We start from the raw sequence: 25,380 nt of genomic DNA, 5'->3' as shown, positions 1-25,380 counted from the left end.
TCCGAGCTGGGGAGGTGCCGACCGCTCGTTCTCACCGTTCTCGGCCGGCTGCCGCAAGGTCCTTCAGCAGGACCACGCTCTCGTAGTTGGTCACATCCCACCGCCACGTCCCAACGGGGACGTACCCCCGCCGGCGGTACCAAGCGACCAGCTCGATGGCCTCGGCCGATGTATCGATGACCGCCTCGATGGACCCGAGCGCAACGATCCGCTCCTCCGCCAAGGTCAACAGCCGTTTCCCGAGGCCAATCCCCTGATACGTGGGATCTACCGCGAGCTGCCAGAACGAGCCCGCTCCTGTCGGGGCCGGATACCCCTCGGGCGTTTCGTACGGCGCCGCCACGGTGACCGAGCCGACCAGCTCCGTACCCAGGGTGGCGAACCAGCACTCCCCCTTTGCCACTCGGCCAGCTGTGTCCTGTACGGACTGGTACGACGCGAAGAAGACCCGGCCGCCCTTTGCATGTTCGGCGTAAGCACGATGAAGTAGACGGGTTAGATCAGCCACCGAATCTCCAGTCGTGAAACGACGCAACACAACACCCGCGTGCTGGTCCCGCAGTTCGGGCGTACCGGTTGATCGCGGTGTCACATTACAAGTGTCGACCGGGTGCCAGCGTCCGACATGTCGTGGTGCCCGGTTGGGTGATCACTCGACGTGCAGGGACTGATCTCCGCCCCAAGTCGCTCCTGGTCGATGATCTTGTTCAAGGGAGCGACTACGAGTGTCCGACTGGCCTGTCATGCTTCCAGAATGGCCAGCAAGAGCAAAAGGCAACAAGGGCGAAGCCGCCCCACCACGGCCACGCAGCAGATCGAACCAAACAGCGGAAGCGTCGAGGCCCTGTGGGCGACGACGCGCTCGGGCGCGCGTGCTGGCCGTGGTTTCCACTACCAGGATGCCGTTGGAGCGTGGCTGTGCGGCCGAATTCTGTCCGGGGCCCTCGACGCTGATCGCATCGTTCCGGAAGGGTTGGAAGACCTTTCATGTGATGGCCCGACGCCTTGGCATGTCCAAGTTAAGTCCCGGCAGGAGCGGATCGGTGATTTCACCGTTCCTGAGGTGGCTGAGCACCTCGTCGTCATGGCCAAGGCGCACGCAAAGCGTGACCACGCAGGGATGTCTGGCCGGGCACTCCTTGTGCTCGAACGGCCGGTGGAAGGCGAGTCGTTCACCCACTGGGGCCAGCCTTTGAGTGAACTCTCACAAGATCACCGGTTGCTGAGGGCGCTCAGAACGAAGGCGACGAAGGCAGGTCTGAACAGCGGGGAGCTCGAAACGTGGTGCGAGGCTGTCAGCCTCTATGTTTTGCCGTGGGGCCTCGCTGCAGAGGACACTCGCAGCGCCGTGGTGCAGCGGCTCGGTTTGCTGCCTGTAGCAGCAGAGGCTGCCGTGCTGGCCCTACGCAGCGCCGTGGCGGGCCGTGCCGACGCTAACGCTGAGGCAAGCCTTTCGGGTGCAGTCGGGCTGAGTCGAACGGGCATTGATCGGATCGTGACCGAGGTTGCCGCGACCATTGACCATGCTTCGCTAGAAGAGGCACTGGCCGCAGGCATCTGTGAACCGGTGGACTTCGATCGACCGCTTCACGCGGCCGGTTTCTACGAAGGCATCGACGTCCAGCCCGGCCACATCGCAGCCGGGCTGCCAGCTCCAAGGCCGGTGTTGGCTGGGCAGATCGTGGATGCGATCAGTCGCAGTCAGAGCGTTCTCGTTACCGGCCCCTCCGGCGTCGGTAAGTCCACCGTGATGTGGACGGCCGCCTATGCGGCGAGGCATGTGCTCTGGTATCGGATTCGACGGCTCCGAGCCGAGGACATCGCACCGTTGGTACGACTGGCCGGGGCGCTAAAGCCCTCGCCCCGGTCTCCGGTCGGCTTCGTGGTGGACGGCATCGGGATCGGTGCGGCCGACGCCTGGGATGCACTCCACCGTGAGCTCGCGCCGATCCCCGGCACCATGTTGTTGGGCTCCGTCCGGAGTGAGGACCTCCTGCCCCTCCGCAGCCAGGCAGACTGCGTCCAGATCACGGTGTCGCTTGACGAAGAGGTCGCGGAGCAGATCCACGCAGGGCTGTCGGCGTCCGGTGCCACGACGGCTCCGCACTGGCGTGAAGCGTACGAAGCAGCGGACGGGCTGACCCTGGAGTTCACTCACCTCCTCACGCGTGGGCGGCGGCTCTCCGATGTCCTGTCGGAACAGGTCGAACGAAGGGTGGTCGAGGGACGACAAGCAGAGATCGAGATCCTGGCCAGAACCTCGATCGCTCACCGGTGGGGCGTCGATCTGCCTCTTCGGGCTCTTCAACAGCAAATTGGCCTCGGGGACTCGGACCTTCGCATCGCGTTGTCCCGTCTAGCGGACGAACATCTCATCCACGAACGGCTGGGTCGGCTGTCAGGGCTGCACCAGCTACGCTCGTCCCGTCTGGCCGACGCCGTACATGCGTTCCCGCCGCCGATTCTGGACGAGACCGTGATCGCGGTGATGCAGCTACTGACGGATGCGCAGCTTCAGCCCTTTGTCGTCGGCGTTCTCTCCGACCGTCCTGACCTGGATTCCGTCGTGCTGGACCAGATCACAGTCGAACTCTCACGCAGGTCCGGTATTGAGGCCACTATTGGTGTTCTGCAGGCACTTCGCCTGGTCGACGTCACCCGTTGTGCCACCGACTGGGCGCAAATCCTCGACCGACACCGAGTCTCGCCTGCCTTGCGCCCCACGACCTTGCAGTTCGCGCTGATGGGCGGGGACCTGCTCACGAACCTAAAAGACGAAGTCGAAGCCGCCATCCCCGAGATCCGTGCGACCAGTTCATCTGGTTCGCCCCTGCGCAACGCGTTGACGGACCTACTCGGGACGACCACCATTGGTCTTCTCCTGGCTAAGTGCGACAACCCTGCCGAAGCCCAGCGGTTGCTGGCCGTACTCGCCGGAGCAGAACTAGACATCACGGGTTGGTCGTTGGTGCTCTCGGAGTCGTCTTTCGGTCGAGTGCTTGCCGCCGCACCCGTCGAGTCACTGGGAGACATCTTCACTGCAGCCCGTGCTGTGTCGGTGGGCCTGGCTGGAGAGTTGTTGCGACTCGTGGGCGGCGAGGAATACGTCCTGAGTGCTCTGAAGGCCCATTCGCCATGGGGTACTGAGGCATCTGTTGTTGAGAGGGATGGCAGTCGAGTGGCGTACGCCCGTCTGCTGCACGTCTCCGATCAGGCCCAGCCGGACTCGGAACGGGCACTCCGAGAGTTCGGGCAGACCCTCCTGCGGTGTCTCCCGGAATGCGACAGTGTGGACGTCCAGAATCTGCTACCCGGCGGCTTTCCCCTGGCCATCGGTGACTTCACCAGCGGAGTCAGTCACCTGAAGCGCCGGTATGACAGCCCGCCGGCCCAGGTGGCGTGGATTCGGACCCGCTCGCTGATCGGCGCGATGGCGGCCAATGCCGCAGACTGGACTGCACGAACTGCCACTGCCTATGCCGAGCTCCCCACACTGCACCGCTACCTGACGGAGCTGACACGGATCTGGTGCACCGGTCGCCGCCCCAAGGACCCCAACGATCTACGCGCGATGCAGACGACGTTGCAGGAGTGGGCCCACTCACTGGTACGCCCTGTGGACACCTCCTTTCTGTCCACGCTGCCGGTCGGTGAAGTCGTTCCAGGTGGTGGTGCGGACCACCTGCAAATGCTTGTGAACGGGATCGCCGAGAACCTCACACGAAGGATCGTCGACCCTCAGCAGTATGCGGCGCTAGCCGGTTATGTCGGCGAAAACCTCAAGGGCCTCGCGTTGCGTGTACGGGAAGAGGAGCGCTGGCACCTCATCGGCCAAGCGCCGCCGGATGTTCTCGACCAACTTGCGACGACTCTCACCGACCTGCACGCCGTTCTGGCGGAACTAGCCTGGGGAGCCCTCGGACCGAAGCCGCTTACAGCTGAGGCCCGATCCGGACCTTCCGCACAAGCGCTCGCCCGGGCGGCGAACCTTGCCCGCCGGGTCGCCAACGCACGGGCAGATGCTGCCCCGTTGAAGCTTCAGGCCGACGCTGTGGCCGCAGGGCTCTGCATTGACGTCTACACCAGACCAGTCTCCGAACCCGGCCCCACGGAGTGGCCTGCCACGGAACTGGCCGTGGGCGTGGAGCTCAGTGAACTCACTGAGTGGCAGACAGCGCTGGAACAGTTGAGCGCCCTGCTCAAGCATGATCCCGGATCCCAAGGAACCCGTAGGGCAGTCCTGCTTGTACCTCAGATCGCTGGCAGGCCGGTCAGAGTCATGGCACAGCAGCTCCAGACGACGCTGTGGCCTGGGATCGGACTCTTCGAAACCTGGAAAACAGCACTGCCTGAGGCACACCCGACCCCACTCACCGATGCCTGCGTCGATGCTCACCAGGCCCTTCAGTGCCTCTCCGGATTGGCTTACCTTGCGAGCCTTCGGGAGATCGACTCTCGGCATCAGGAAGTTGCAGAGCAAGCAGTGGCGCGGTTCCGCCAGGCGTGCCGCGCCATCGCGGAACTCCGCCTGGGGGAACCGGTCACCGAGACGGTTGTCGGCTTCCTCGATGGCTTGGCTCTCCGGGTGGAAGGCGAAGTCACCGAGGCCGAAGCCCTCCGAAACTCGGGCGTGCCAACCCTTGCCGCCGCCATCGCCCATGGCGCAACCGGCCACCCAAACGACGACTATCGCCATCTGGATGGCCTGATAACGATCGCCCTTCAGTGGGATCTCGACCCCGAGCGGGCAGAGCGCCTTCTTGCTGGAGTCGATGGCTGAAGCACAAAGACCGAGGCGTTTCGGAGAGCTGCCACTGGTCCGATTCAGGCTCGAATCCAGCGTTCTCTGCCCCCGCCCACCGGGGCAAACGGGGGCCCCGACTGCTTCCGCGGCCGGGGCCTTCGCTGTCTGACCTGGAGCTTTTCGCCCGGAAAGGTGCTCCCGCGGCCGGTTCTGCACGGTGTCACGGCGTAGCCGCGAACGCCTCCTGCACGTCCTCGCGCCGCTCGGTCCACCAGGCCAGGAAGCGTTCGGCGGGCAGGAACAGGTGGTCGCAGGAGTGGTCGTCGCGGTCGTAGTGGAAGACCAGCTGCCAGTAGTCCGACATTCGCTTCCACCACAGCCGCTCCACCGCGTCCGCCAGGGCCGGCACCGGGAGCTGCACCACCGACCGGTAGCCGGCCACGAACGCGGAGGTCCGCTCCAGGTCGAGGAAGCCGTCCTCACCGCCGAACTGCACCGTGGCGGTGCGGGCGACCTCCTCGCCGAACGGCCGGACCCGGATCCGGTCCCAGTCGATCACTCCAGCGATCTTGCCGTGCCGCCACAGCACGTTCCGGTGCTGGACGTCACCGTGCGTCCACCCCACCGGGCCGACCGCTACCTCGCTGGCCGGGCGCTCGTTCCCGTACTTCTCCAGCAGCACCTTGCGCTCAGCCAACGCCGAGGCTGCCTCGGTGTCGGACGTCGTCCGGCTCTCCAAGCCTGCGATCAACGCGAGGAAGCGATCCGCCTCCTCGCGGGCCGCAGCCGGCGTGGTGACCCGGGCGGTTACCTGCTCCGGTCCGGGCGGCAGTAGACCGACCATCCGCTCACCGTTCAAGCTCTGGTGGATCCGACCAAGCAGAACGCCGAGATCAGCGGCCTGTTCGATCGAGAGAGCCGTACCTGGCAGATGGCTACCCTCCATCCACGGGATCAGGCAGTACCCGCGGTCGGCGGCCTCGACCACCGCGCTCCCGGCTGCGGAGAGCCGTGCCCTGCCCACCGGCCGACCGTCGTTGGCCAGCTCCGCCAGCACAGCCAGGTTCCGGCGAGCCAGTGACAGCGGCGCATCCATGATCCGCTTCAACGCGAACGAGCCCTCGGCCGTATCCAGCCGCCAGTTCCCGTTCATCAACCCGTCCGACAGGAAGCGGCACTCCCGAACCTCGCCCAGCCCGAAGGCCTCGCCGAGAACCGCCAGATCCTCTGCGATCTTGCTGTACCGAGCGCCACTTGGGTCGTCGAAAGTCGTGCCCGTCACCCCAAGCAGGCTAGCGGAGCAGGGGCGCCGATGCGGTCGGTTCGAGAGGTATCCCAGCCGACCTCGGGCGGTCAGGGCGGAGAGGATCGTGAACCGGTGCTGAGTGGTGCCGGTGGTCTTCGCGAGGTAGCCCGGCCGCGACCAGGCCCGTGCCACCGATTCTGCCGACACGGGCGATCTGCATGGCTACGCTACGAAGTCGCGATGAGTGGCTGGTCCGTTACGGGGAGGCGCCGTGGATACACGTGTGCGGGTGCAGAGCTACTACCGAGAGGGCCCGCGACGGTCGAATACATCGGCGTGGCCTCTCGTAGTCGTCGCTGCGGTAGCACTGTTGTCCCTTGGCGCTGGCAGCACCAAGGGAGGACCGTCCGAGGCCGGCGCGTGGAAGCCGCCGCTGTGGCTATGGATCGTCATCGGCACCGCGTTCACTTTGGTGGCGGGTGCCCTGTGCGCCTACCTGTGGACGCGTGTTCGTAGGGAGAGGGCCCAGCTCCTAGCAGCGGAGGAAGCCAGGGCTGCTGAGCGTGTACTCGCTGAACAACAGCTTGCCGACCTCAAGCAAGTCACACCTCTAGCGACCCTATTGGAGCTTAATCGGGAGCAGATCGATCAGTATCACCGAATCGCTACTGATCAGGCTGACATGTCCTTCCGATCGTCTCAGCGGGCGATGTGGTTGGGGCTGCTTGTGGTGGCTGGCTGCGTGGCAGGCGGCGTGTATCTCAAGGGTGGCGACGTGAAGATCTTCATGAGTGCAATTGCCCTGGTAGGAGCATCACTGGCGGCTTTCCTCAACCGCACGTACCTCCGCATGTACGGACAGACTCTCAGCCAGCTCAACAGGTACTTCGAGCAGCCAGTTTTGACTGGCTACTACCTGACTGCGGAGCGCCTCGCAGAGGATTTGGAGCCCGAAGCAAAGGGCGAAGTTCGGCGACAGATAATCACTCAGGTGCTCAGCGCCAGCAACAAGCTCGCCAAGGGCGAACCAGGTGCAAGAGGTAGGCGTTATCGGCCTGGGCATCCCCGCAACGATACTGTCGTGGAGCCAGGAAAGCTCGGTCCAGCTCAGGAGTGAAGATCTATCGCGTGAGGCAGGCAGAAGATGCTTTGGGCTGGCAGCCGCACGGGCATCAAGATATGGGCATTCTGGGGCGACGGGCCGACCGGGGAGGCACTGGCGGATGCTGAGGTGGACTAGGTATCTCGATGCACGTAAATTGCCGCGAGCAATCGACGCTAGCGTCCGTAGGAAGACAACACTTGAGACGCGGCAGGAAGTATCGAAGGTCGTCGTCGACCTTGTCGAGGCGGTCGAGCGGTCTGGAATAAATAGTCGCATTTCCCGAAGCGTGCGCTATGCGCTATGGAGGCAATACTATGCCGTCAACTATGCGGGGGCTTATAGTAGCCTGCTAATGCTGCCCGGCATTTTCTTTGTGATCGCCCCAATGCCTTTTCTTGTCATTGTCGCAATGGTCTTTCAGAGGTTCCATCCGGCTCCTCTGAGCGCCGAGGCTAGGGGCCTCGTCGATACGCTAGGGGTCGCATGGGGCTGGCTGTTTTTGGTCTCCAGCGTTGCGGGACCTGTGCACGCATTAGCGAGCTACCGATTCGGGACGCGAACGACGAGATTCAGTCGCCGGTATTATCTGCCTCGGATGATCGCCCAGGCGATCGTCAAGGCTGAACGGGCATCGACGCAGCTGGATCCAGCTGACAGCATCCGTGAGCTCTCGAAGCTACTCCGAGAATGTGAGAAGGCGATTCTAAGTGGTCATCGAACACGCGGAACCATCGGCTTTTACTCGCATCGGCGCGCAGAGCTCAAGCGGCATGCCCGGCTCGTCGTTGCGCGGCTCAGAAAGGCCGAGGCCCGGCTCGACAGTGACACCTATGAGGCATCGAGGGAGGTCATGGGGCTCCTGGCTGAGATTGCCGAAAATTACGTCGCTGGCAGACTCGGCAAGCTCCTGCCTCAGCGAAAACTCAACGGTCTTGACCCTGTACGCGACCGTAGCGAGCTGAAGGCCGCTCTACGGTATGCAGTAGGAATTGCTGTCTTTGCTGGTGCCGCCTGGGGGGCTGGATGGCTTGGAGTTCCAACGCCGTACAACTTCGCCTTAGCCGCGGTTCCGGCTGCCCTCGTAGTTCCTGCGGTAGGGAAGCCGCTCTTCGAGACCGTGACAGCGAGGATTGGCAGCTCGTAAGTCGAGCCCCATCAGCGACGCCGACTGGCGCCTCGCACGCAGAGTCTCACCGAAGGGCATCTGGGTCAGCTGAGGCGCTCCGGTGCGTGCCAGATGCGTGCCAGAACCGGTGGTAAACGGCGGTCGGCAGGGGTCTGCGCCGGGCGTCTGAAGGGTTGAGTGCGTGAGCATCAGTGCAGGTCAGGGGCAGCTTTTGGGTCGAAGGCCCAAAGATTCCCAAGCTTAGAGCGCGAGTTCGATTCTCGTCGCCCGCTCCATACCGAGAGCCGCAGGTCATCTGACCTGCGGCTCTTCTGTTGTCCGGACCACTTCGGGTCCGCCGTGCCGGATCCGTGTTCGCGGAGGGGTGGCCGTAGTTCGATCGGGTTCGCACTGTTGTTTCCGTCGCTCGCGGTAACGCATGGTGGATCAATCGGATACGGGCTGCCCGCAGCCCTGTTGTCTCATGGAGCCGCGCGGGCGGCGGTTGCCTGCCAGGGGAGGACGCAGATGATCAGGGTTCTGTTAGCCGAGGACATGACCATGGTGCGCAGCGCGCTGATGGCACTCCTCGCGTACGAGGACGATCTGGAGGTCGTCGCGGACGTCGAACGCGGTGACCTGGTGGTGCCGACGGCGCTGCGGGTCCGGCCGGACGTGGCGGTGCTCGACATCGACATGCCCGGTCTGGACGGGCTCCGGGCCGCGGCCGAGTTGCACGACAAGCTCCCGACGTGCGGGACGCTCATCCTGACCGGGCTGGCGAGACCCGCGCATCTGCGCAGTGCGATGTCCGTTCACGTGCTCGGGTTCCTCGGCAAGGACGCCCCGGCCCAGGAACTGGCCGCGGCGATCAGGAAGGTGGCCGCCGGCGAGCGCGCCATCGACCCGGAGCTGGCCCTCGCCGCTCTGGGGGCGCGCGAGAACCCGCTGACGCCCAGGGAGTTGGACACCCTGCGCCTGGCTGCGGAAGGTGCCTCCGTGACGGAGATCGCCGCCCGACTGTTCATTTCGGCGGGAACCGCCCGCAACCACCTGGCCGCCGCGGTGACCAAGGCCGGGGGACGCAGCCGGGTGGACGCCATTCGGATCGCCGAGGAGATGGGCTGGCTCTCCGCCGGCCCTCGCCCCTCATAGGGCCCCGGCCCCGGCGGGTCGCTGCCAGTGGCCGGCGAGGTCGCGGTAGAGCCCCGAGCGCGCCAGCAGTTCCTCGTGGTTTCCCACGGTGGCGTCCGTCCCGTCCATCACGAGGACTCGACGGGCCCGCAGGGCCGAGCTCATCCGGTGAGCGATGATCACCAGGGTCCCCGGACGCCGGATGAACGCCTCCTCTGCCCGAGCCTCCGAGACCGGGTCGAGATGGCACGTCGCCTCGTCCAGGATGACGAGTTCGGCAGGCGACAGGTAGGCGCGGGCCAGGGCGATCTGCTGGCGCTCGCCGGCCGAGAGCGCATCCGCCGGGACGGTGGCCCGATAGCCGCCGAGCCGCTCGACCAGCCGTTCCAGACCGATGGCGGCTACGGCCACCTCCCACTCGTCCGAGCTCGCGGCGGGGTTGAGGTAGGTCAGGTTCTCGGCCAAGGTACCGGAGAAGACGTAGGCCTCCTGCGGGATCAGGACGCGGCGGTGGACCAGCGCGGCTGCGAGGTCGGGCAGCGGGCGGCCGTCGAATCGCACCTCGCCGCTCGTGGGCCGGAGGAGTCCGGCGATCAGGCCGGCGAAGGTCGACTTCCCGATCCCGCTGGGGCCGACCACGACCAGGTGGTCCCCGGCTTCGATGACGAGGTCGAGGTCGCGCACCACCGGTTCGGCACCGGGGCCGTAGGCGAAGGTGACCTGGTTCAGCTCCACGCCGCGCCCGAGGCCGGTCCCGCCGCGCGGGCCTGCCGGCTGGTGGGGGCCTTCCACGGCCCCGGCCGCAGGGGCCTGCACGGCCGGAGTGGATTCCAGGATGCGGCGCAGGGTGACGGCCAGTCGGACACCGCTCCCGCCCAGGCCCTGGACGAGGGTCTGCAGCGCGGGTTGGAGTCCCTGCATGATGTAGGTGACCGAGCCGAGGAGGGCCCCGGCCGTCACCCCTTGCCCGGTCAGCCAGGACGCGCTGGACAGCAGAAGGACCAGCGGTAGCCAGCCGCCGACGGCCAGCACCATGGTCCGGTTCGCCGTCAGCCGGGCGATCCGCTGCGCTGCGTCGGCCTGCCGCCGGACGGCCGCCTCCAGCCGGTCGCCCGTCCACCGCTCGGCGCCGGCGGCGGTCACGTCGCGCAGTCCGGCGATGACGGTGCCGGCCATCGCGGCGAGGTGTTCGTCCGCGAGGAGCAGTTCGCGCTGGCCGTCGGTCGTCCGGCGCAGCATCAGCGCCAGCAGTCCTGCTGCGGCGACCAGCGGCGGTAGGACCACGGCCAGGACCACGGGCTCCAGGAAGCACATGCCCAGCAGTGCGCCGCCCACCGTGAAGACGAACCTGCGGACGACCATGGTGATCCCGGCGTACGCCTCGCGGACGATCTCCACCTGGTGCGTCAGCCGGGCAACTCCCGATGTGTCGGGACGCCCCGGAAGTGCTTCGACCGTGTGCAGCCCGCCGGTCACCACCCGCCGCACCAGCTCGTCCCGGAGGGGTTCCACCAGGGCCGCCAATCGCGGGTACACCTGGCGGGTCGCCCATGCGCCGAGGAAGACCGCGGCCCCGAGCAGCGCCAGGTAGGCCATCCCGGCCATCGGCCGGCCGGCGCCGAAGCCGGAGTCGACCGAGGCCGCCACCAGCCGGCCGGCGGCGAACCCGGGCACTGCCTCCACCATCGACCACAGCGCTAGTTGCCCGACCACGCGGGGCTGACGGCGAAGCGGGGCGATCAGCTCGGTCCGTAGCGGGACGGGCCGGTCGGCCGGCGATCCGCTCACGCTGCTCATGCGGTCACCTCGGCCTGTCGGGGACGCGCTGCGGTGTGCTCCGCGCCGCCCCTGCCGGGCGACGGCTCGGGTTGGAACACGGCCCGGTACTCGGGCAGGCCCCAGAGCTCGCTGTGCGGGCCGACCTGCCGGATGCCGCCGTCGTCCAGCCACGCCACCAGATCGCACCGGGCGGCGGTGGAGGCCCGGTGGGCCACGACCAGGCGCGTACGGCTGCCAGACCCGGTGGTGAGAGCAGCACTGATCCGGAACTCGGTGACGGTGTCGAGGCTGGAGGTCGCGTCGTCGAGGATCAGGACCTTGCCCAGGTGTGCGAACGCCCGGGCCAGGCCGATGCGTTGGATCTCGCCCCCGGACATCGGCACCTTCCGGACGTCGGTGCGGTAGCCCTCCGGCAGCCGCTGGACGAACGCGTCGATGCAAGCGGCCGCAGCGGCCCGGGCGATTCGCGGCCGGTCCGCCTCCGCCGCATCGCCGAGCGCGATGGCCTCCCCGACGGTCCCGCCCAACAAGGCCGGGCGCTCGAAGGCGTACGCGATCGCGCCGCGGAGCCCGTCGTGCGACAGATCCGGCAACGGCACCCCGTCCAGCAGCACCGTGCCGTCCTGTGGGTCCGTCAATCGTCCGGCAACGGAGGCGAGAACGGACTTGCCCGCGCCGGAGCGGCCCACAAGGGCGAGTGAAGTCCCGCCGGGCACCGTCAGGTTGACGCTTTCGAACAGCGTCTCCCGCGCGACCCGCACGGTGACGTCGCGGAGTTCCAGACGCCCGGTGCCGGCCGGCAGCTCCCTGGTCCCGTACGCCATGGCGGGCTCCGCCATGACCTCCTCGATCCGTCCGGCAGCGGCCCTGGAGCGGGCGATCCTGCCGAGGAGCATCGCGGTCATGCCGACTCCCGCGCCCAGGGCGGCGTAGCGGGCGGCGGCCAGCATCTCACCGGGCGTGACGCGGCCCGCCGCCAGGCCGAACCCGGCGACCGAGAGCACAGCGACCTCCAACAGCGGCACCAGGAGAGCGCTTTGCGCCGCCACCTTGGTCTGTGCCCGCCAGAACCCGTGTCCGACGCTGCTCAGTTCGGGGAGCGGACGCAGGACCCGTTCCGCCTCCTGGTCCGCGGTCCCCGCCGCGGCGATGGTCCGCATTCCGCCCAAGGCCTCGACGAAGCCCGCGGCGATGGCCCCTTGGACCCGCTGGTAGCGGGCGATCAGGGCCGACATGTCCTGCGCGTACGACCGCAGGAAGAGGAACAGTGCGGGCATGCCGACGAGGAAGGTCGCAGCCAGCCGCGGGTCGATCAGCCAGAGCGCGACGACGCTGGTGAGCGTCGGGATGGCGGACAGCGCCGCCCACACGGCGGCCTCCCCCACGGCACCCGCGTCCGCAGCGCCGCCGATCAGTCGGGTGGTGAGGTCGCCGGGGCTGAAACGGGCGGTGGCCCGCCCGCCCAGGGTCAGCAGGTGGGCGAGTTGGGCGCGGCGCAGCCAGGCCGTGGCAGTGGCGGAGCTCCGGCCCGCCGCGAGGTCGGCCAGCACCTCGCAGACGATGAACAGGGCGATCGCGAAGGAACAGGTGGTGATCCGCCCGTCCGCGGTGCGGCCGGCCATCGCGCTGTCCACCGCGGCACCGACCAGGGCGGGGAGGAGCACCTGGGCCACCACGCTCCCGAGCGCCGAGAGCACCAGGAGGACGGCCCAGCCGCCGGCTTGCCGAACCGTGCGCAGCAGCAGCCGGTCAGCGGCACGGCTGAATCGGGGGCCGGCACGGTCGCCCGTTTCCAGGGGGTCGGTCATCGCTCTGCCCGTCCAGGTCGTCGCGGTGGACTGCTGAATCTTCGGCCGTGCGTCGACCGTGCGGAGGACGCAAGGCGCAGGCCACCCGGCCCCGGGCAGGTGCCCGCCCAGGACGGGGTGGCCTCACCGACTAGCGGGTCGGCTGGCGTCAGTTACAGAACAGCCAGCTGGAGTTCGAGCAGTCGGAGCTCTGACCGCTGCCCATCGGGGTCATCTCCTCCGCCTCGGTGGGGAGTTCCATCGTCTGCAGGTCGAGCAGTGCCATGGTCGTTCCTTTCGGGTTGTCGTGCGGGTGGTCAGTGCTGTGCCGGGTGCTGCGACGGAACCGAACCGGTCGGCGTCAGTTGCAGAACAGCCAGCTGGAGTTCGAGCAGTCGGTGCTCTGACCGCTGCCCATCGGGGTCATCTCCTCCGCCTCGGTGGGGAGTTCCATCGTCTGCAGGTCGAGCAGTGCCATGGTCGTTCCTTTCAGGTGGATGCGGTCTCGCCCTTGTGGGCACCCTTCCGGGGTCGGAAGGGAAGTTTGTGGGGTGGCGCGGTCACGAGGCCCGGTGGAGGGCGTCGCCCGGCCGGGAGGGCCGCTGCGGCCGGCGGTCCGTGCCGGTTCAGGCGGAGCCGGTGCGGCCGAGGAACGGCAGGTGGACCGGGCTTTCGCCCAGGGCCGAGCCGAGGGCGAGCAGCACCCCCGCGGAGCCGGTGGCGAGGTCCATCGACAGTCGGAGCAGCTGCTCGCCGGGGTAGGCGAGGTGGCCCTGGTAGGAGAGAGCGTGCCAGGAGAGGGCCCTGATCTGCACAGCCACGTCGGGGTCGTCCGCCGGCCGTGGGTGCCGTGACGTCGAAGCGAGGTGCTGCAGGATGCCGGCCCTGCCGTTGAAGAGGCCGGACAGGACGTAGTGCTCGGACTGCGAGGAGATCCGCACACCGGCGGTGGCGGTGCGGAACTGCTCGTCCTCGCGGTGCGCCAGGTAGAGCTCCAGAACCATCGCGAGACCCGCGCTGCCGGTCGCGAGGTAGGGCATCGAGCGCCATCCCTCGTTGACGTGCAGGGCGCCGTCCGCGCGGACCAGGCAGCGGCGCAGGTCCTGCCTCAGTGCGGTGGCGGCCAGATCCAGGAAGGTCTCGTCGCGGGTCTGTTCGTACAGCCGGACGAACATCAGGGCGGGTCCGGCGGAGCCGCGCATCAGCCCCGCATACGGATGGCATCCGCCGCTGGTCACGGGCACGTCGTCCGCTCCGCCGAGCTGCCCCGACACCAGGTCGGCGGCCCGGAAGGCGGCGTCGCGCAGCGAGGATTCCCCGGTGACGTCGGCGAGGTGCACGAAGTTGAGCGCGAGACCGGAGAGACCGCTCAGGAGGTCGGTCCCCAGGCCTTCCCAGGCCTCGGCGAGGCAGAGCTCGATCACCTTCAATGCCTCGCTCCGGTGGCCGAGACGATCGAGGACGTGGGCCACGCCGTGCAGGCCGTCGTAGAAACCCAACCGGGCGCGCTGGTCCCTGCGCAGGGCGCGGTCCAGCAACCACTGCTCGTGTTCCGGGAAACGGCCGGCTCCGGTCACGTCCAGCGCGTACAGCACTCCGGCGGCGCCGTGGGCGAGGTTGAGTCCGCCCGTCTTGAACTGCTCGATGTCGCCGGGGAAGAGCCGGTCGTCACGGTCCGGGGTGGCGCTGGCCAGGATGGCGCCCGCCAGCGAGTCGCGGGTGCTTGCCCAGCCGTCCTGACGTGGCGTCGGCAAAGGCGCCGTGGCCAGTCCGGAGCCGGAGCCAGCGCCGGAGCCGGTGGCGTCGGTACGGGTCGGGCCGAGGATGTCCCGCACCGCGGCGTCGAGGAAGTCCTGTGGCACCGGGAACCGGGCGGCGATCTCCTCCGCCAGGTGCCTGGCCTTGCCGATGTCCTGGCGGAGCAGGGCGGTCAGGGGCAGGAACATCGCGAGCCGGATGCAGCCCAAGGCGTACCGGTCGATGTCGAACCCGGTCCGGTCGCGCGGTGCCGCGTAGGCGGGGTTGCCGAGCGCCGGTTTGGTCTCGGCCTCCACCCCGGCCGCGACCTCGTAGTCGATCAGCGCGACGCGGCCATCGGGCCGGACCATGACGTTGAACGGATGCAGGTCGCCGAAGACCACTCCGCGCCCGTGCAGCGCGTCGACCGCCTCCTCGATGGCGCGACAGATCCCGAGGGCCCAGTCCGTGTACTCGGCGATTTCCGCCTTGTCCGGCCTGGACTTGTTGTATGGGTAGCGCTGGCCGAAGAACTTGTTGAGCGGCTGACCGTCCAGGAATTCCTCGACCAGGAAATGGTGGTCGCCGACCACGAAGTAGTCGATGGCCTTGGGCACTACGCTCAGTCCGGCGAGCCGTTCGAGAACGTCCCGCTCGCGTTGGAGCCGGGCGACCGCGTCCGCCCCGTCGCTGGTCAGACCGGCGTGGGCCCGGGCCTCCTTGAGCACGATCTGCTGCCCGGTCCGTTCGTCCTCGCCGACGTAGAGGCCGCCGCCGTTCGAGAAGTGCAGCACCTTCTGGATCCGGTAGGGCAGGCCCTCGACCGACTCCTGCTGCCGGGCCCTCAGTTGGGGAGCCAGGAAGTCCGGAAGCGTCACCCACGGCGGAACGTGGAAGGCCGGATCGCGCCGGTCGGGCACCAGCGTTCCGTCGGGCGCCTCGATGGCCTGGATGAGCAGGCCCTGCTCGGAGACCATGTGCCGCTCGGCGAAGCCGCCGTAGCGCACGTACAGTGGGCCGGCGTTCCACCGCAGGTCACTCAGGATGTAGGGCCCGGTCTCGCCCCCGATGCGGAGGTCGAGCGCCTCCAGCACGGCCTTCAGTTGGGCCTCGTCCCGAGGGTAGATGGTGACGAGCTTGCCGCTGGAGCCTCGGTGCGCGTACTTCATGTTCCGGGTGTGCAGGATGTGGCGGCCGGACAGGTGCTTGAACGCGATGCGCTCGCTCATGCAGTGGTCCCAGACCTCGTCGAGAATCCTGTCGGCGTTCTCCGCTCGGCCGGACGTGTGGATCTTCCAGCCCTGCCGGGGCAGCGGCCTGCCGCCCTCGGGGCGGTATATCACCCAGTCACCGTTCCGGATCCGGCTCCAGCCCTCGGGCACCGCCCGGTCGGACAAGGCGAAATCCAGGCCCTCCTCCTTCAACTCGGTGGGCGAGTCGAAGAATGTCGGATCAGCCATACAGTACACATCGTAATGCTGGGACATCACTACCCCCGTGACTTCTCCGAAGTGCTCCAAAGCAATGACTGGCCGAATCGTCGGAAGTCCGGAAAACCGGACAGAAGCTATCTTTGCCGAATTCCGGAGGTTCGCGTTTGATTATTTCGAACAAGTACGATCCTGGCATCCGGGCGGCCTTTTGGCTACGAGGTACTCCATGAAATGCCCCATGCGATTCGCATGGATGTGTCCATGGATTGTCCACTTCCGGACCCTCCCGGACGGGCCGCCAGAAGGCCTGGTGGCCGTTTGACCTGGGAAGGAGCATTCGGGGGTGCCGCCCGACCGCTGTCCGGAAGCTGTCGGAGGTCCAGGCGGGCGGTGTGGATTTGGCTAAGCTTGCGGTAAATGAGGGCAGGGCGCCACATCGAGGAGGGGATTCCCGTTTTCTCTCGGACTGCGGATTCCAGCGATCCGGAACAGGCCCATTCCGCTTCGGAGCCGGACCTGGCGGTGCGGCTCGACGGGGTGAGCAAGGTGTACGGGCGCGGGGCGGGGGCCGTGCACGCCCTGCGCGAGGTGTCGATGGAGTTCCGGCGGGGCGGGTTCACCGCGGTGATGGGGCCCTCGGGGTCCGGGAAGAGCACGTTCCTGCACTGCGCCGCCGGGCTCGACCGTCCGACCTCCGGTCAGGTCCGGCTGGCCGGCGTGGAGCTGGGGGCGCTCGGCGACACCGAGCTGACCGTCCTGCGCCGGCAGCGGATCGGCTTCGTCTTCCAGTCCTTCAACCTCCTGCCCTCCCTGACGGTCGAGCAGAACGTCACGCTGCCGCTGCGACTGGCCCGGCGCCGGGCGGACCGGGCCTGGCTGGGGGAGATCCTCGACCGGACCGGCCTCGCCGACCGGGTGCGGCACCTGCCCACCCAGCTGTCGGGCGGTCAGCAGCAGCGGGTGGCGATCGCCCGGGCCCTGGTGACGCGACCCGAGGTCGTCTTCGCGGACGAGCCCACGGGCGCCCTGGACAGCACCACCGGTACGGAGGTCCTGCGGCTGCTGCGGCACGTCGTCGACGGACTGGGGCAGACCGTGATCATGGTGACGCACGACCCGGTCGCCGCCTCCCACGCGGACCAGGTGTTCTTCCTGGCGGACGGCTCCTTCGTCGAGGCACTCGCCAGCCCCTCGCCCGAGCAGGTCGCGGACCGGATGACCCACCTGGGAAGGCGCTGAACGGCATGCTCCTACTGGCCTGGCAGACGGTGCGCGCCCGCAAGGCGGGCTTCGCCGGTGCTTTCACCGCACTGTCGTTCGCCCTCGTCCTGACCGCCGCGTGCGGTGTCCTGCTGGAGTCCGCCCTGCGTGCGGGCACCCCCACCGAACGCTACGCGGCGGCCCCGGTCGTGATCAGCGGCTCGACCCGGATGGCCGACGTCGACCCGCTGATCGGAAAGCTGGCCGCACTGCCCGGCGCCGGGACCGTCGCCCCGGAGGTCTCCTTCCCCGCCGCCGTGATCACCGGATCGGGGCAGGTCCTCTCCGGCCCGCAGGGCGGCGAGTCCCTCGGGCACTCCTGGACCAGCGCCGTCCTCGCCCCCTTCCACCTGGCCTCCGGCCACCCGCCGACCGGCCCCGACGAGGTGGTCCTCGACGAGGCGACGGCCGCACGCGGCGGGCTCCGGCCCGGCGACACCGTGCGGCTGGCCACCACCACCGCCCCCCGTGCCTACACGGTGTCCGGACTGGCCGCATCCCCACGGGAGTTGGCCCGCCAGGCCGCCCTCTTCTTCAGCCCCGACCAGGCGGCCCGGCTCGCGGGCACCACCAAGGGCGCGGACGCGATCGGCATCACGGCACGGGACGGAGCCGATCCGCAGGCGCTGGCCGCGCAGGTCGAACAGGTCCTCGCCACGGCCTTCCCGGCCACCGGGACGGAGCTCTGGTCCGGGCCCGAGGTGAGCACCGGCGACCAGCGGGGCGAGCGGGAGTTCTCGGGCACACCCGGGCCCGGGGACGGCCTGGCCTCGCTCGCCGGGACCGTCGGCGTCCTGTCCCTGTTCATCTCGGTGTTCGTGGTGGCGGGAGCGCTCGCGCTCACCGTCCAGCAACGCCTGCGGGAGATGGCCCTGCTGCGGGCGGTGGGCGCCACGTCGGGACAGGTGCGGCGGATGATCGCGATGGAGACGCTGGTCCTGACCCTCGGCGCCGCGCTGGTCGGATGCCCGGTCGGGGTCGGCGTCGCGTCGCTGCTCCGCGGCGTACTCGTCGACCGCGGTGTGGTCCGCTCCGACGTCCCGCTCCACGTCGGGCCCACCGCACTGCTGACCGTCGTCGGCGGGGTCGTCGTCACCGCGCAACTCGCCGTGTGGGCATCGGCGCGCCGGGCGTCCCGGGTCGAACCGACCCAGGCCCTGCGCGAGTCCGCCGCGCCCGCGCCGCGGATCGGCTGGGTGCGGGCGGTGCTCGGGGCCGGGACGCTCGTCGTGTGCGCCGTGGTGCTGGCGTCCTCCACGGGTAGCCGGAGCGGGGCGGGCACGGCCGAGAGCATGGTCCTGCTGCTCCTCCTGGGGGTGGCGCTGTTCGGACCGGTGATCGGGCGGGTCGCCAGTGTGGTGATCGGTGGACCAGTGGGCAGGCTCTTCCCCGTGGCGGGGTTCCTCGCGTCCGCGGCCCTGCGCGCCCAGCCCCGCCGCTTCGCCGCCGCCGTCACCCCGCTGGTGCTGGCGGTGGCCTTCACCAGCACGGTGCTGTTCGTCCCCGGTGTCAAGGCCCAGGCCGCCGGGGTCGAGGACGGTCGAAGGCTGCGGGCCGACCACGTGGTCCAGGCCGACGGTGTCGGGCTCCCGCCGGACTTCGTCGCCGCGGCCCGCCGACTGCCCGGCGTCAAAGCGGTCAGCGGGGTCGTGCCCGCCATGACCATGGTGTCCAACGCATCGCCCGGCACCGCCGGCTCGCGGGGCGTCAGCGCCCGGGTGGTCGATTCCACGGAGCTGTCCGAGCTGCTCGATCCCGGGGTCACCGTGGGCTCGCTGGACCAACTGCGCGGGGACGGCGTCGCGCTGGGGCAGCGCTCCGCCTCCGGACTCGGCGCGGGCGTCGGCGCCAAGCTCCGGATCGGCTGGACGGACGGCAGCGAGAGCACCGCCACGGTGGTCGCCGTCTACGACCGCGACCTGGGGTTCGCCGACGCCCTCATGCCCACCGAGTTCGCCGCCGCGCACACGCCGGACCCCCTCGCGCCGACGGTCCTGGTCCGCTCCGCCCCCGACGCCGACCCCCAGCAGGTCGGCCGGGAGCTCCAAAGCCTCACCGCCGCCTACCCCATGGCCCGTACGAGCGACCGGGCCGCGTACGACGACGCCCGCAGGCACCGGCAGGAGTCGGCCACGGCCGTCGGCCGGCTGCTCCTCGGCATGATCAGCCTCTTCACGGCCATCGCCGTCGTCAACACCCTGATGATGGCCACGACCGAGCGGTTGCGCGAGTTCGCCCTGCTGCGTCTGGTGGGTACCACCCGCCGTCAGATCCTGCGCATGATGGCCTGGGAGGGGGGCATCACGGTCGGCGTGGCCCTCGCCCTCGGCGCCGCGGTCACCGCCGCCGTCCTGGTGCCCGTCAGTCTCGCGCTCACCGGCTCGGCCTGGCCGTCCGTATCCGCGGCCTGGGCGGCCGCGGTGCTGGGCGGGGCGGCTCTGTTGGGTCTGGGCACCGTACTGCTGACCACCCGGCTGGCGCTGCGCAGGGAGCCGGTCGAGGCCATGGGACTCCGGGAGTAGCGGGCGCCGTGCGGTCGTGGCCGTCGCCGCCGGGCGCCGCGCGGCCACGACCGCACGGTCAGCCGGCCCTGGACGTCGTCCTGGTCTGCGGGGCCGCGATGACCGCCGAGAGGTGGAACCAGCCGGTCTCGCCCTCCTCCGCGGTCAGCCGCCCCCCGACGGCGAGCAACCGCTCCGTGAGGTTGTCGATGCCCTGGCCGCCGCCCGGATCCACCGAGACGCCCTCCGCCAGGACGCCGTCGTTGGACACCACCAGGCTCACATCGCCGAGTTCGCCCCTGACGGCCCGGATCTCGCAGCGCCGCGCCACGCTGTGCCGCAGCATGTTGGTGACGGCCTCCCGCGCCACCGTCGCCAGTACGGCGTCGTGCTCGGGCGGCAGGGCGCCGTAGGCCAGGTCGACCTCCACGCTGATGCCGGCCGCCCGCAACGCCGAGGCGGCGAAGCGGGTTTCCCGCGCCAATGACATCTGGAGATCGCCACTGGAGATCCAACGGGTGTCGGACATCGCCTGCCTCACCATCGCCAGCACCTCGGAGATCTCCGCCCGGGCGCGCCGCGGGTCCTCCAGTACGGTCCGCTCGGCGATCTGGCACTTCAGCGCTGCTACGGAGAGGCTGTAGCCGAGCAGGTCGTGCAGGTCCCGCGAGAAGCGCAGCCTCTCCTGGTCCACGGCGCGCTCCGCCAGCTCGGTGCGGGCCGCCCGCAACTCCGCGGTCATGTCGGCCAGTCGGGCCACGCCGTAGACGACGATTCCGCCCGCTGCCGTGGAGACGCTCGCGTTGAGGCACTGCCCGGCGTTGTCGCCCAGCGCCGCGTAGATCGGGTACTGGCCCGCCACCAGCAGGGTGAAGAGGATCCAGGACCTGGGTGCGGCGACGGTCAGCAGCATCGATCCGGCGAACGACCCGGGGATGCCGACCCACGCTCCGTCGAAGACCAGGAACGGCAGGTAGGTGATCACTCCGTGAGCGAGCAGGCTCCACGGCCACCACGGCCGCCTGTGGCGCCATGGGCCGGCGTGCAGGATCTGGAAGCCGAGCAGAATCAAGAGGACCATGACGGCGGCCAGTTGGTACGAGAGGCCGTCGCGGTTGCGGATGGTGGCCACGACCGAGGCGGTGAAGAACCCGAGGGTCACCATGATCACGATGGCCTTGGTGAGGCGGGACAGGGGATCCCTCGGGGTGAGCCGTTCGCCCGACGACTCCGAGTAGCGATCGCCGCCCCGTCGGTACGCACCGTGACCCAATGAGAGCTCCCGAAAAGCGACTTGACCCGCCATGGGCGCACGGGAGGCCCGTCGTTTACCTCAAGGCCCCCCGTACTTCCGACCGTGAGCATAGTTCCCGTCGGAAACCCGCCGTTAACATCCGTCCCCGGACTCCGAATCCGAGGTCCATCGCCAGTTGCTCCTGCCAACTCGCCCTGGGCTTCGCGATGATCGGCTCTCGACGGACCGGACGGCGGCTCGTACAGGTGGTGCGGCGGTCGAATGCGGGTCCGGGCGGGGGCTTCACTCGATGGGGGGAAGCGTGGCGGCGGGGTCCCCTATGTCCCGATTGTCGGACGTGGGCGGGCGGGGCGCTCGGGTGGGATGGGCGTCCCGATCGACTGGAGCCGCTGAGCATGGGTCTGTTCCGACGCTCCGGGAAGGCGGCTCGGACCGCCCCGGATCGCACCGAGACCGCTGACACCGCCGCGGTCGCCCCGGCCGGGGCGGTCAACGGCCATCAGGTACTGGAGACGGTCGTCGCCCTGCCCATCAGCACCTGGCGCTACCTGTGGGAGCCCGAGCAGGTGCGGCACATCGGACCGATGGCCCAGGACTGGCACGCCTCCTTCGACTTCCACCATGAGAACACCCGCGTGATCCCCGTCGTCGACGCCAACGGCATCGCCCTGGTCTGCATCCAGGCCCTGAACCGGCGCATCGACGAACTCACCACCGAGGTCCGGCGCCTGAGCGAACTGCGGGATGCGGGGGAGGCGGGGGATGCGGGGGCTCGGGAGGGGTGTGCGAAAGGGGCGTGCGAGAGGGGTGCGGAAGAGGGTGTGGGAACGGTAAGAGGCGGAACTGTCCGTCCACGTCCACCGTCCAAGCAGTGACGGAATCCCGGCCCGGTCTGAACGCCGGGAGGAGCGTGGAGGGGACCAGTGCAGCCAGGTGGTGCCGAACTGAATGTCGGATTCCCGAGTGGAAGCCGAGGCGGTGTGCCGGTCGTGCCGCCCGCCCGGTGGCTCGGCCCGACGCCGGCGGTCGATCAGCTCGAAGCGGCCGAGCGCTGCGAGACACTGCTGCAGGACACCCTGGACGCTGTCCGGCCGGCGCCGGTCTGGCAGGGGGCGGCACCCAGAGCGGGCGCGCGGCTGCCGTTGCCGGGGCGGGACCCGGACCTGCGCTGGTACGTCACCCGGGGGCGGGACATCCTCACCATCGTCTCGGCGGTCCGGCGGGCGGCACTGGTGGACGCGGTCGAGCGGCACTGGCGGCGGCGAGGCTGGACGATCACTTCGCTGAACGCCGGCCGGAGCCGCCCCGGAGTCGCCGCCGCCACTCTGGACGGTTATCGACTGGCTCTGACATTCGGTGAGTTGGGCGAGGCTGGACTGACCGCGAGCTCGCCCGGCGTGGCCCGCTCGGAGCGGCTGCCGTCACTGCAGGGCGCCGGCGGTCGCGGCCCGGCACCGCTGCCGAACGTGTGCTGCCCGTACTGGAGCGCGATGGGCTAGCCAGGCTCTGTCCGGCTGCGGAAGAACCAGGGAGCCGGAAGAACCGGGGAGCCGGAAGAACCGGAAGGCGCTGGGGGCGGCGGAGGTTCGTGGACGCAGGGGAGGCGCGGAGCGAGTCCCCCCGGACTCGCTCCGCACCGCCTCGTCGCGCGGCTTCGCGCTGCCGCTCCCCCCGACTCCCCGGCAGCCCCGCCGTTCCCCCCTGGCAGCACCCTCCGGCGAGAGCGGTCCGCACAGGCCCCGGCGAGCCCCCACCCCCGGGGACGTCGTTGGTATCACGGTAACAAACCGCGTGGTTGGTTTGTCAATAGTGGGATCCACGAAAAATCCACAAACGTGACGGTCGGTCCGTAAGGTCCCGCCAGGCGCTGGACCAGCGGGTTGAGGCCCGGCAGGACGCCCGGCGACCCTTCGACGGGCGCGCGACGGGCTCCGGTACGGGCGGCAGGCCGTACGGCGGGCCGCGCTGGAATCCGACATTCCGAGCATCATGGCAGCACGCAGTGACACCGCGCGAGCGCTGAGCGCAGCGGATGCGTCCGGTGATGCTATGGCAGGCTGATGCGGAGTGAGTTCACCGGCGGGACGGCCCGGCCGTACGTGAGGGCCCGTCAGCGCAGCAGTCGGCGCTCCTTGGCCACGGCCACCGCGCCGGACCGGGTGTCCACCCCCAACTTGTCGTAGATCCGGCCGAGATGGGTCTTCACGGTGGCCTCGCTGATGAACAGTGCCCGGGCGATCTCCCGGTTGCCCAGCCCCTGCCCCAGCTGCGCGAGGATGTCCTGCTCGCGCTCGGTGAGCTGCGGTGCGGGCGCCCGCATCTGCGCCATCACCCGGGAGGCGACCGGCGGCGAGAGCACCGTACGGCCCCGGGCGGCGGCGTGCACAGCGGCGAACAACTCCTCCGGCCGCTCGGCCTTCAGCAGGTAGCCGGTGGCGCCCGCGGCGATCGCCCGGGTGATGTCGGCGTCGGTGTCGTAGGTGGTGAGCACGAGCACGTGCGGGCCGTCCGGCGCGGCGGTGATCCGCCGGGTGGCCTCCACCCCGTCGATGCCGTCGCCGAGTTGGAGGTCCATCAGCACCACCTGCGGCGCCAGCCCGGCGGCCAGCGCGACCGCCTCCTCCCCGGTGCTCGCCTCGCCGACCACCTCGATGTCGCCCGCGCTGGCGAGCAGCGCCAGCAGGCCGGCCCGGACCACCGCGTGGTCGTCGCAGACCAGCAGCCGGACGGGGGCGGGTCCGGTTCGTTCGCTCATCGGTGCTCCAGGGGGATCGCGGCGGAGACGACGGTGCCCTCGCCGGGGGTGCTCTCCACGGTCAGCGTGCCACCGAACTGCCGCAGCCGGGCGCGCATCGCGGGCAGCCCGTACCCGCGGCCGCCGGCCGACCCGACCGCGCCCGGGTCGAAGCCCCGCCCGTCGTCGGCGACGTCCAGGACGGCCTGGTCGCCGAGGTAGGACAGGGTGATCGCCGCGGCCGAAGCACCGGCGTGCTCCCGGACGTTGGCCAGCGCGCCTTGGGCGATCCGCAGCAGCGCGGACTGCGCGGCGGCGGGCAGCGGGACGGGCGTGCCGTCCAGGTGGAAGCGGACCGGCAGACCGCTCTCGGCGGCCTCCCGTCCGGCGAGCGCGCGCAGCGCCTGGTCGAGCGGACGGCCGTCGGCGAGTTCGGCCGGTGCGAGGTCGTGGACGAAGCGGCGGGCCTCGGCCAGGTTGCGGGCCGCCACCTCGGCGGCGGTCCGGACGTGGGTGCGGGCGGTCGTCGGCTCGGTGTCCCAGGTGCGCTCGGCGGCCTGCAACAGCATCTGCTGGCTGGACAGCCCCTGGGCCAGGGTGTCGTGGATCTCCATGGCGAGCCGCTCGCGCTCCGCGTGGGTGCCCTCCCGCCGTTCGGTGGCGGCGAGTTCGCGCCGGGTGCGGACCAGGTCGGTGATCAGGGCGCGCTGCCGGGCGTCCTGCCGGTCCATGAAGAGGAACACGCCGGTGGCGAGCGCGGCCACCGCGAACGGCAGCAGGACGAGAGTGGCGTCCGCCCCGCCGGCCAGTCGGAGCTCGGCGATCACCACCAGCAGCGTCAGGGCCGCCACGAGCGGGATCGCCGCCCGCGCGGGGAGCGTGCGCAGCGCGGTGTAGACCAGCGGGACGGCGCACCAGGCGAAGCTCGGCGCGAGCAGCACCAGCACCACCCAGAGCGCGACCACCAGGGCCAGCGGCCACCGGCGCCGACGCGGAACCCGGTCGCCGGGCGCAGCTTCAGCCCCGGGCGTGGGCGCGGGCGCGGGCGCTGGTGGCGGTGGCGGGTGGCAGTGCGCGAGCCAGGAGCCGGCCGGCTGGGCGAGGGCGAGGGCGATGCTGAGCCCGATCACCCAGGGGATCCGGGGGTTGCCGGGATGGTGGGTGAGGTAGCGGCTGAGCGAGGCGGCGAGCAGCAGCAGGAAGGCGGAGTCGAGCAGCACCGCCAGGCGGCCCGCGTCCGGGTCGCCGGCGTCGTGACCGGCGGCGGGGCGGGGCTGCTGCACGGGTGGCTCCTGGCTGGACGGGCGATCGGCACCTGGGCGCCTCGGTGGGCGGTCGGCATCCGGACGGGCACCGGCCGCCTCGACCGCGTGCCCGGTGCGCCCGGCGCACCGACCTGCACCGATCCCTCGATGGTGGCCCGGTCGGCCCGGTCCCGCATCAGCCGATCGGTTGACGGGGCTGTCCTCCATCATGCCCGCGCGGTCGCGCCGGAGCGTCGATGTGGCGAGCCTCGCCCCGGCCGGAGGATCGGGGTGGAGCCGGGCGGACCCCCTGCCG

18 protein-coding genes are annotated in these 25,380 nt (G+C 69.7%); 8 read left to right on the top strand and 10 right to left on the bottom strand.

All coding sequences use genetic code 11. The features are described 5' to 3' along the window. Positions 1-31 precede the first annotated feature (31 nt). Positions 32-508 (bottom strand): GNAT family N-acetyltransferase, encoded by a 477-nt coding sequence (locus tag ACIP37_RS02100; RefSeq protein ID WP_400804141.1) that lies wholly within the window; start codon positions 506-508, stop codon positions 32-34. 246 nt (positions 509-754) lie between these two features. Here ACIP37_RS02100 and ACIP37_RS02095 point away from each other — a divergent pair, with 246 nt between their 5' ends. After that, entirely contained in the window at positions 755-4,780 is a 4,026-nt protein-coding gene (locus ACIP37_RS02095) for a hypothetical protein (protein WP_400804138.1), read from the top strand. Positions 4,781-4,964: 184 nt separating this feature from the next. Here the strand turns inward: ACIP37_RS02095 and ACIP37_RS02090 are convergent, their stop codons facing one another. Next, a complete protein-coding gene (locus ACIP37_RS02090) occupies positions 4,965-6,026 on the bottom strand; it encodes a phosphotransferase (RefSeq protein WP_400843151.1) in 1,062 nt (353 codons plus the stop codon). 253 nt (positions 6,027-6,279) lie between these two features. Here ACIP37_RS02090 and ACIP37_RS02085 point away from each other — a divergent pair, with 253 nt between their 5' ends. From ACIP37_RS02085 to ACIP37_RS02075, 3 genes are all read left to right on the top strand, one after another. Further along, positions 6,280-7,107, top strand: coding sequence for a hypothetical protein (locus ACIP37_RS02085; RefSeq protein WP_400804132.1), 828 nt, complete (start codon positions 6,280-6,282; stop codon positions 7,105-7,107). A gap of 106 nt (positions 7,108-7,213) precedes the next feature. Beyond that, positions 7,214-8,239 carry a hypothetical protein gene (locus ACIP37_RS02080; protein WP_400804130.1) on the top strand — a complete coding sequence of 342 codons (1,026 nt, stop codon included), beginning with the start codon at positions 7,214-7,216 and terminating at the stop codon, positions 8,237-8,239. A 489-nt stretch (positions 8,240-8,728) separates the two neighbouring features. Beyond that, a complete protein-coding gene (locus ACIP37_RS02075) occupies positions 8,729-9,355 on the top strand; it encodes a response regulator (RefSeq protein ID WP_400804128.1) in 627 nt (208 codons plus the stop codon). On the opposite strand, the gene ACIP37_RS02070 is transcribed toward ACIP37_RS02075, so the two are convergent. From ACIP37_RS02070 to lanKC, 5 genes are all read right to left on the bottom strand, one after another. Next, a complete protein-coding gene (locus ACIP37_RS02070; protein WP_400327181.1) occupies positions 9,350-11,131 on the bottom strand; it encodes an ABC transporter ATP-binding protein in 1,782 nt (593 codons plus the stop codon). The genes ACIP37_RS02075 and ACIP37_RS02070 overlap by 6 nt on opposite strands. Continuing rightward, positions 11,128-12,921, bottom strand: a complete 1,794-nt coding sequence (locus tag ACIP37_RS02065) for an ABC transporter ATP-binding protein (protein ID WP_400804124.1) — start codon at positions 12,919-12,921, stop codon at positions 11,128-11,130. The genes ACIP37_RS02070 and ACIP37_RS02065 overlap by 4 nt, the downstream gene beginning before the upstream one ends. A 148-nt stretch (positions 12,922-13,069) precedes the next feature. Beyond that, positions 13,070-13,186 (bottom strand): SapB/AmfS family lanthipeptide, encoded by a 117-nt coding sequence (locus ACIP37_RS02060; protein WP_363619461.1) that lies wholly within the window; start codon positions 13,184-13,186, stop codon positions 13,070-13,072. A 75-nt stretch (positions 13,187-13,261) separates the two neighbouring features. Beyond that, on the bottom strand, positions 13,262-13,378 hold the full coding sequence (locus ACIP37_RS02055) for a SapB/AmfS family lanthipeptide (RefSeq protein ID WP_363619462.1): 117 nt from the start codon (positions 13,376-13,378) through the stop codon (positions 13,262-13,264). A 148-nt stretch (positions 13,379-13,526) separates the two neighbouring features. Next, positions 13,527-16,097, bottom strand: a complete 2,571-nt coding sequence (gene lanKC, locus ACIP37_RS02050) for a class III lanthionine synthetase LanKC (RefSeq protein ID WP_400804119.1) — start codon at positions 16,095-16,097, stop codon at positions 13,527-13,529. 510 nt (positions 16,098-16,607) lie between these two features. Here lanKC and ACIP37_RS02045 point away from each other — a divergent pair. Both ACIP37_RS02045 and ACIP37_RS02040 read left to right on the top strand, forming a co-directional pair. Further along, positions 16,608-17,309, top strand: coding sequence for an ABC transporter ATP-binding protein (locus tag ACIP37_RS02045; protein ID WP_400327174.1), 702 nt, complete (start codon positions 16,608-16,610; stop codon positions 17,307-17,309). Between the two features lie 5 nt (positions 17,310-17,314). After that, on the top strand, positions 17,315-19,852 hold the full coding sequence (locus ACIP37_RS02040; protein ID WP_400804116.1) for an ABC transporter permease: 2,538 nt from the start codon (positions 17,315-17,317) through the stop codon (positions 19,850-19,852). Positions 19,853-19,910: 58 nt separating this feature from the next. On the opposite strand, the gene ACIP37_RS02035 is transcribed toward ACIP37_RS02040, so the two are convergent. Beyond that, positions 19,911-20,996, bottom strand: coding sequence for a sensor histidine kinase (locus ACIP37_RS02035; protein ID WP_400804574.1), 1,086 nt, complete (start codon positions 20,994-20,996; stop codon positions 19,911-19,913). A 485-nt stretch (positions 20,997-21,481) separates the two neighbouring features. On the opposite strand from ACIP37_RS02035, the gene ACIP37_RS02030 reads away from it, so the two are divergent. Next, on the top strand, positions 21,482-21,961 hold the full coding sequence (locus ACIP37_RS02030) for a tail fiber domain-containing protein (RefSeq protein ID WP_400804113.1): 480 nt from the start codon (positions 21,482-21,484) through the stop codon (positions 21,959-21,961). A 105-nt stretch (positions 21,962-22,066) separates the two neighbouring features. After that, entirely contained in the window at positions 22,067-22,585 is a 519-nt protein-coding gene (locus ACIP37_RS02025; protein WP_363579799.1) for a hypothetical protein, read from the top strand. A 611-nt stretch (positions 22,586-23,196) separates the two neighbouring features. Here the strand turns inward: ACIP37_RS02025 and ACIP37_RS02020 are convergent. Together ACIP37_RS02020 and ACIP37_RS02015 are read right to left on the bottom strand one after the other, a co-directional pair. Beyond that, on the bottom strand, positions 23,197-23,841 hold the full coding sequence (locus ACIP37_RS02020; protein ID WP_400804111.1) for a response regulator: 645 nt from the start codon (positions 23,839-23,841) through the stop codon (positions 23,197-23,199). After that, positions 23,838-25,292, bottom strand: a complete 1,455-nt coding sequence (locus ACIP37_RS02015; RefSeq protein WP_400804571.1) for a sensor histidine kinase — start codon at positions 25,290-25,292, stop codon at positions 23,838-23,840. Before ACIP37_RS02015 ends, ACIP37_RS02020 begins: the two co-directional genes overlap by 4 nt. Between the last annotated feature and the right edge of the window lie 88 nt (positions 25,293-25,380).

The organism is Kitasatospora sp. NPDC088861, from assembly GCF_044750105.1.
GTDB lineage: Bacteria > Actinomycetota > Actinomycetes > Streptomycetales > Streptomycetaceae > Kitasatospora.
This window is presented reverse-complemented; position numbering and strand designations above follow the sequence as displayed.

Excerpts from the sequence above, each read along its gene's own strand:
- ACIP37_RS02065 (WP_400804124.1), bottom strand. The coding sequence starts at position 12,921 with ATGACCGACCCCCTGGAAACGGGCGACCGTGCCGGCCCCCGATTCAGC.
- lanKC (WP_400804119.1), bottom strand. The coding sequence starts at position 16,097 with ATGGCTGATCCGACATTCTTCGACTCGCCCACCGAGTTGAAGGAGGAG.
- ACIP37_RS02080 (WP_400804130.1), top strand. The coding sequence starts at position 7,214 with ATGCTGAGGTGGACTAGGTATCTCGATGCACGTAAATTGCCGCGAGCA.
- ACIP37_RS02075 (WP_400804128.1), top strand. The coding sequence starts at position 8,729 with ATGATCAGGGTTCTGTTAGCCGAGGACATGACCATGGTGCGCAGCGCG.
- ACIP37_RS02055 (WP_363619462.1), bottom strand. The coding sequence starts at position 13,378 with ATGGCACTGCTCGACCTGCAGACGATGGAACTCCCCACCGAGGCGGAG.
- ACIP37_RS02035 (WP_400804574.1), bottom strand. The coding sequence starts at position 20,996 with ATGGTGACCCTCGGGTTCTTCACCGCCTCGGTCGTGGCCACCATCCGC.
- ACIP37_RS02060 (WP_363619461.1), bottom strand. The coding sequence starts at position 13,186 with ATGGCACTGCTCGACCTGCAGACGATGGAACTCCCCACCGAGGCGGAG.
- ACIP37_RS02020 (WP_400804111.1), bottom strand. The coding sequence starts at position 23,841 with ATGAGCGAACGAACCGGACCCGCCCCCGTCCGGCTGCTGGTCTGCGAC.
- ACIP37_RS02030 (WP_400804113.1), top strand. The coding sequence starts at position 21,482 with ATGGGTCTGTTCCGACGCTCCGGGAAGGCGGCTCGGACCGCCCCGGAT.
- ACIP37_RS02015 (WP_400804571.1), bottom strand. The coding sequence starts at position 25,292 with ATGGAGGACAGCCCCGTCAACCGATCGGCTGATGCGGGACCGGGCCGA.
- ACIP37_RS02095 (WP_400804138.1), top strand. The coding sequence starts at position 755 with ATGGCCAGCAAGAGCAAAAGGCAACAAGGGCGAAGCCGCCCCACCACG.
- ACIP37_RS02070 (WP_400327181.1), bottom strand. The coding sequence starts at position 11,131 with ATGAGCAGCGTGAGCGGATCGCCGGCCGACCGGCCCGTCCCGCTACGG.
- ACIP37_RS02040 (WP_400804116.1), top strand. The coding sequence starts at position 17,315 with ATGCTCCTACTGGCCTGGCAGACGGTGCGCGCCCGCAAGGCGGGCTTC.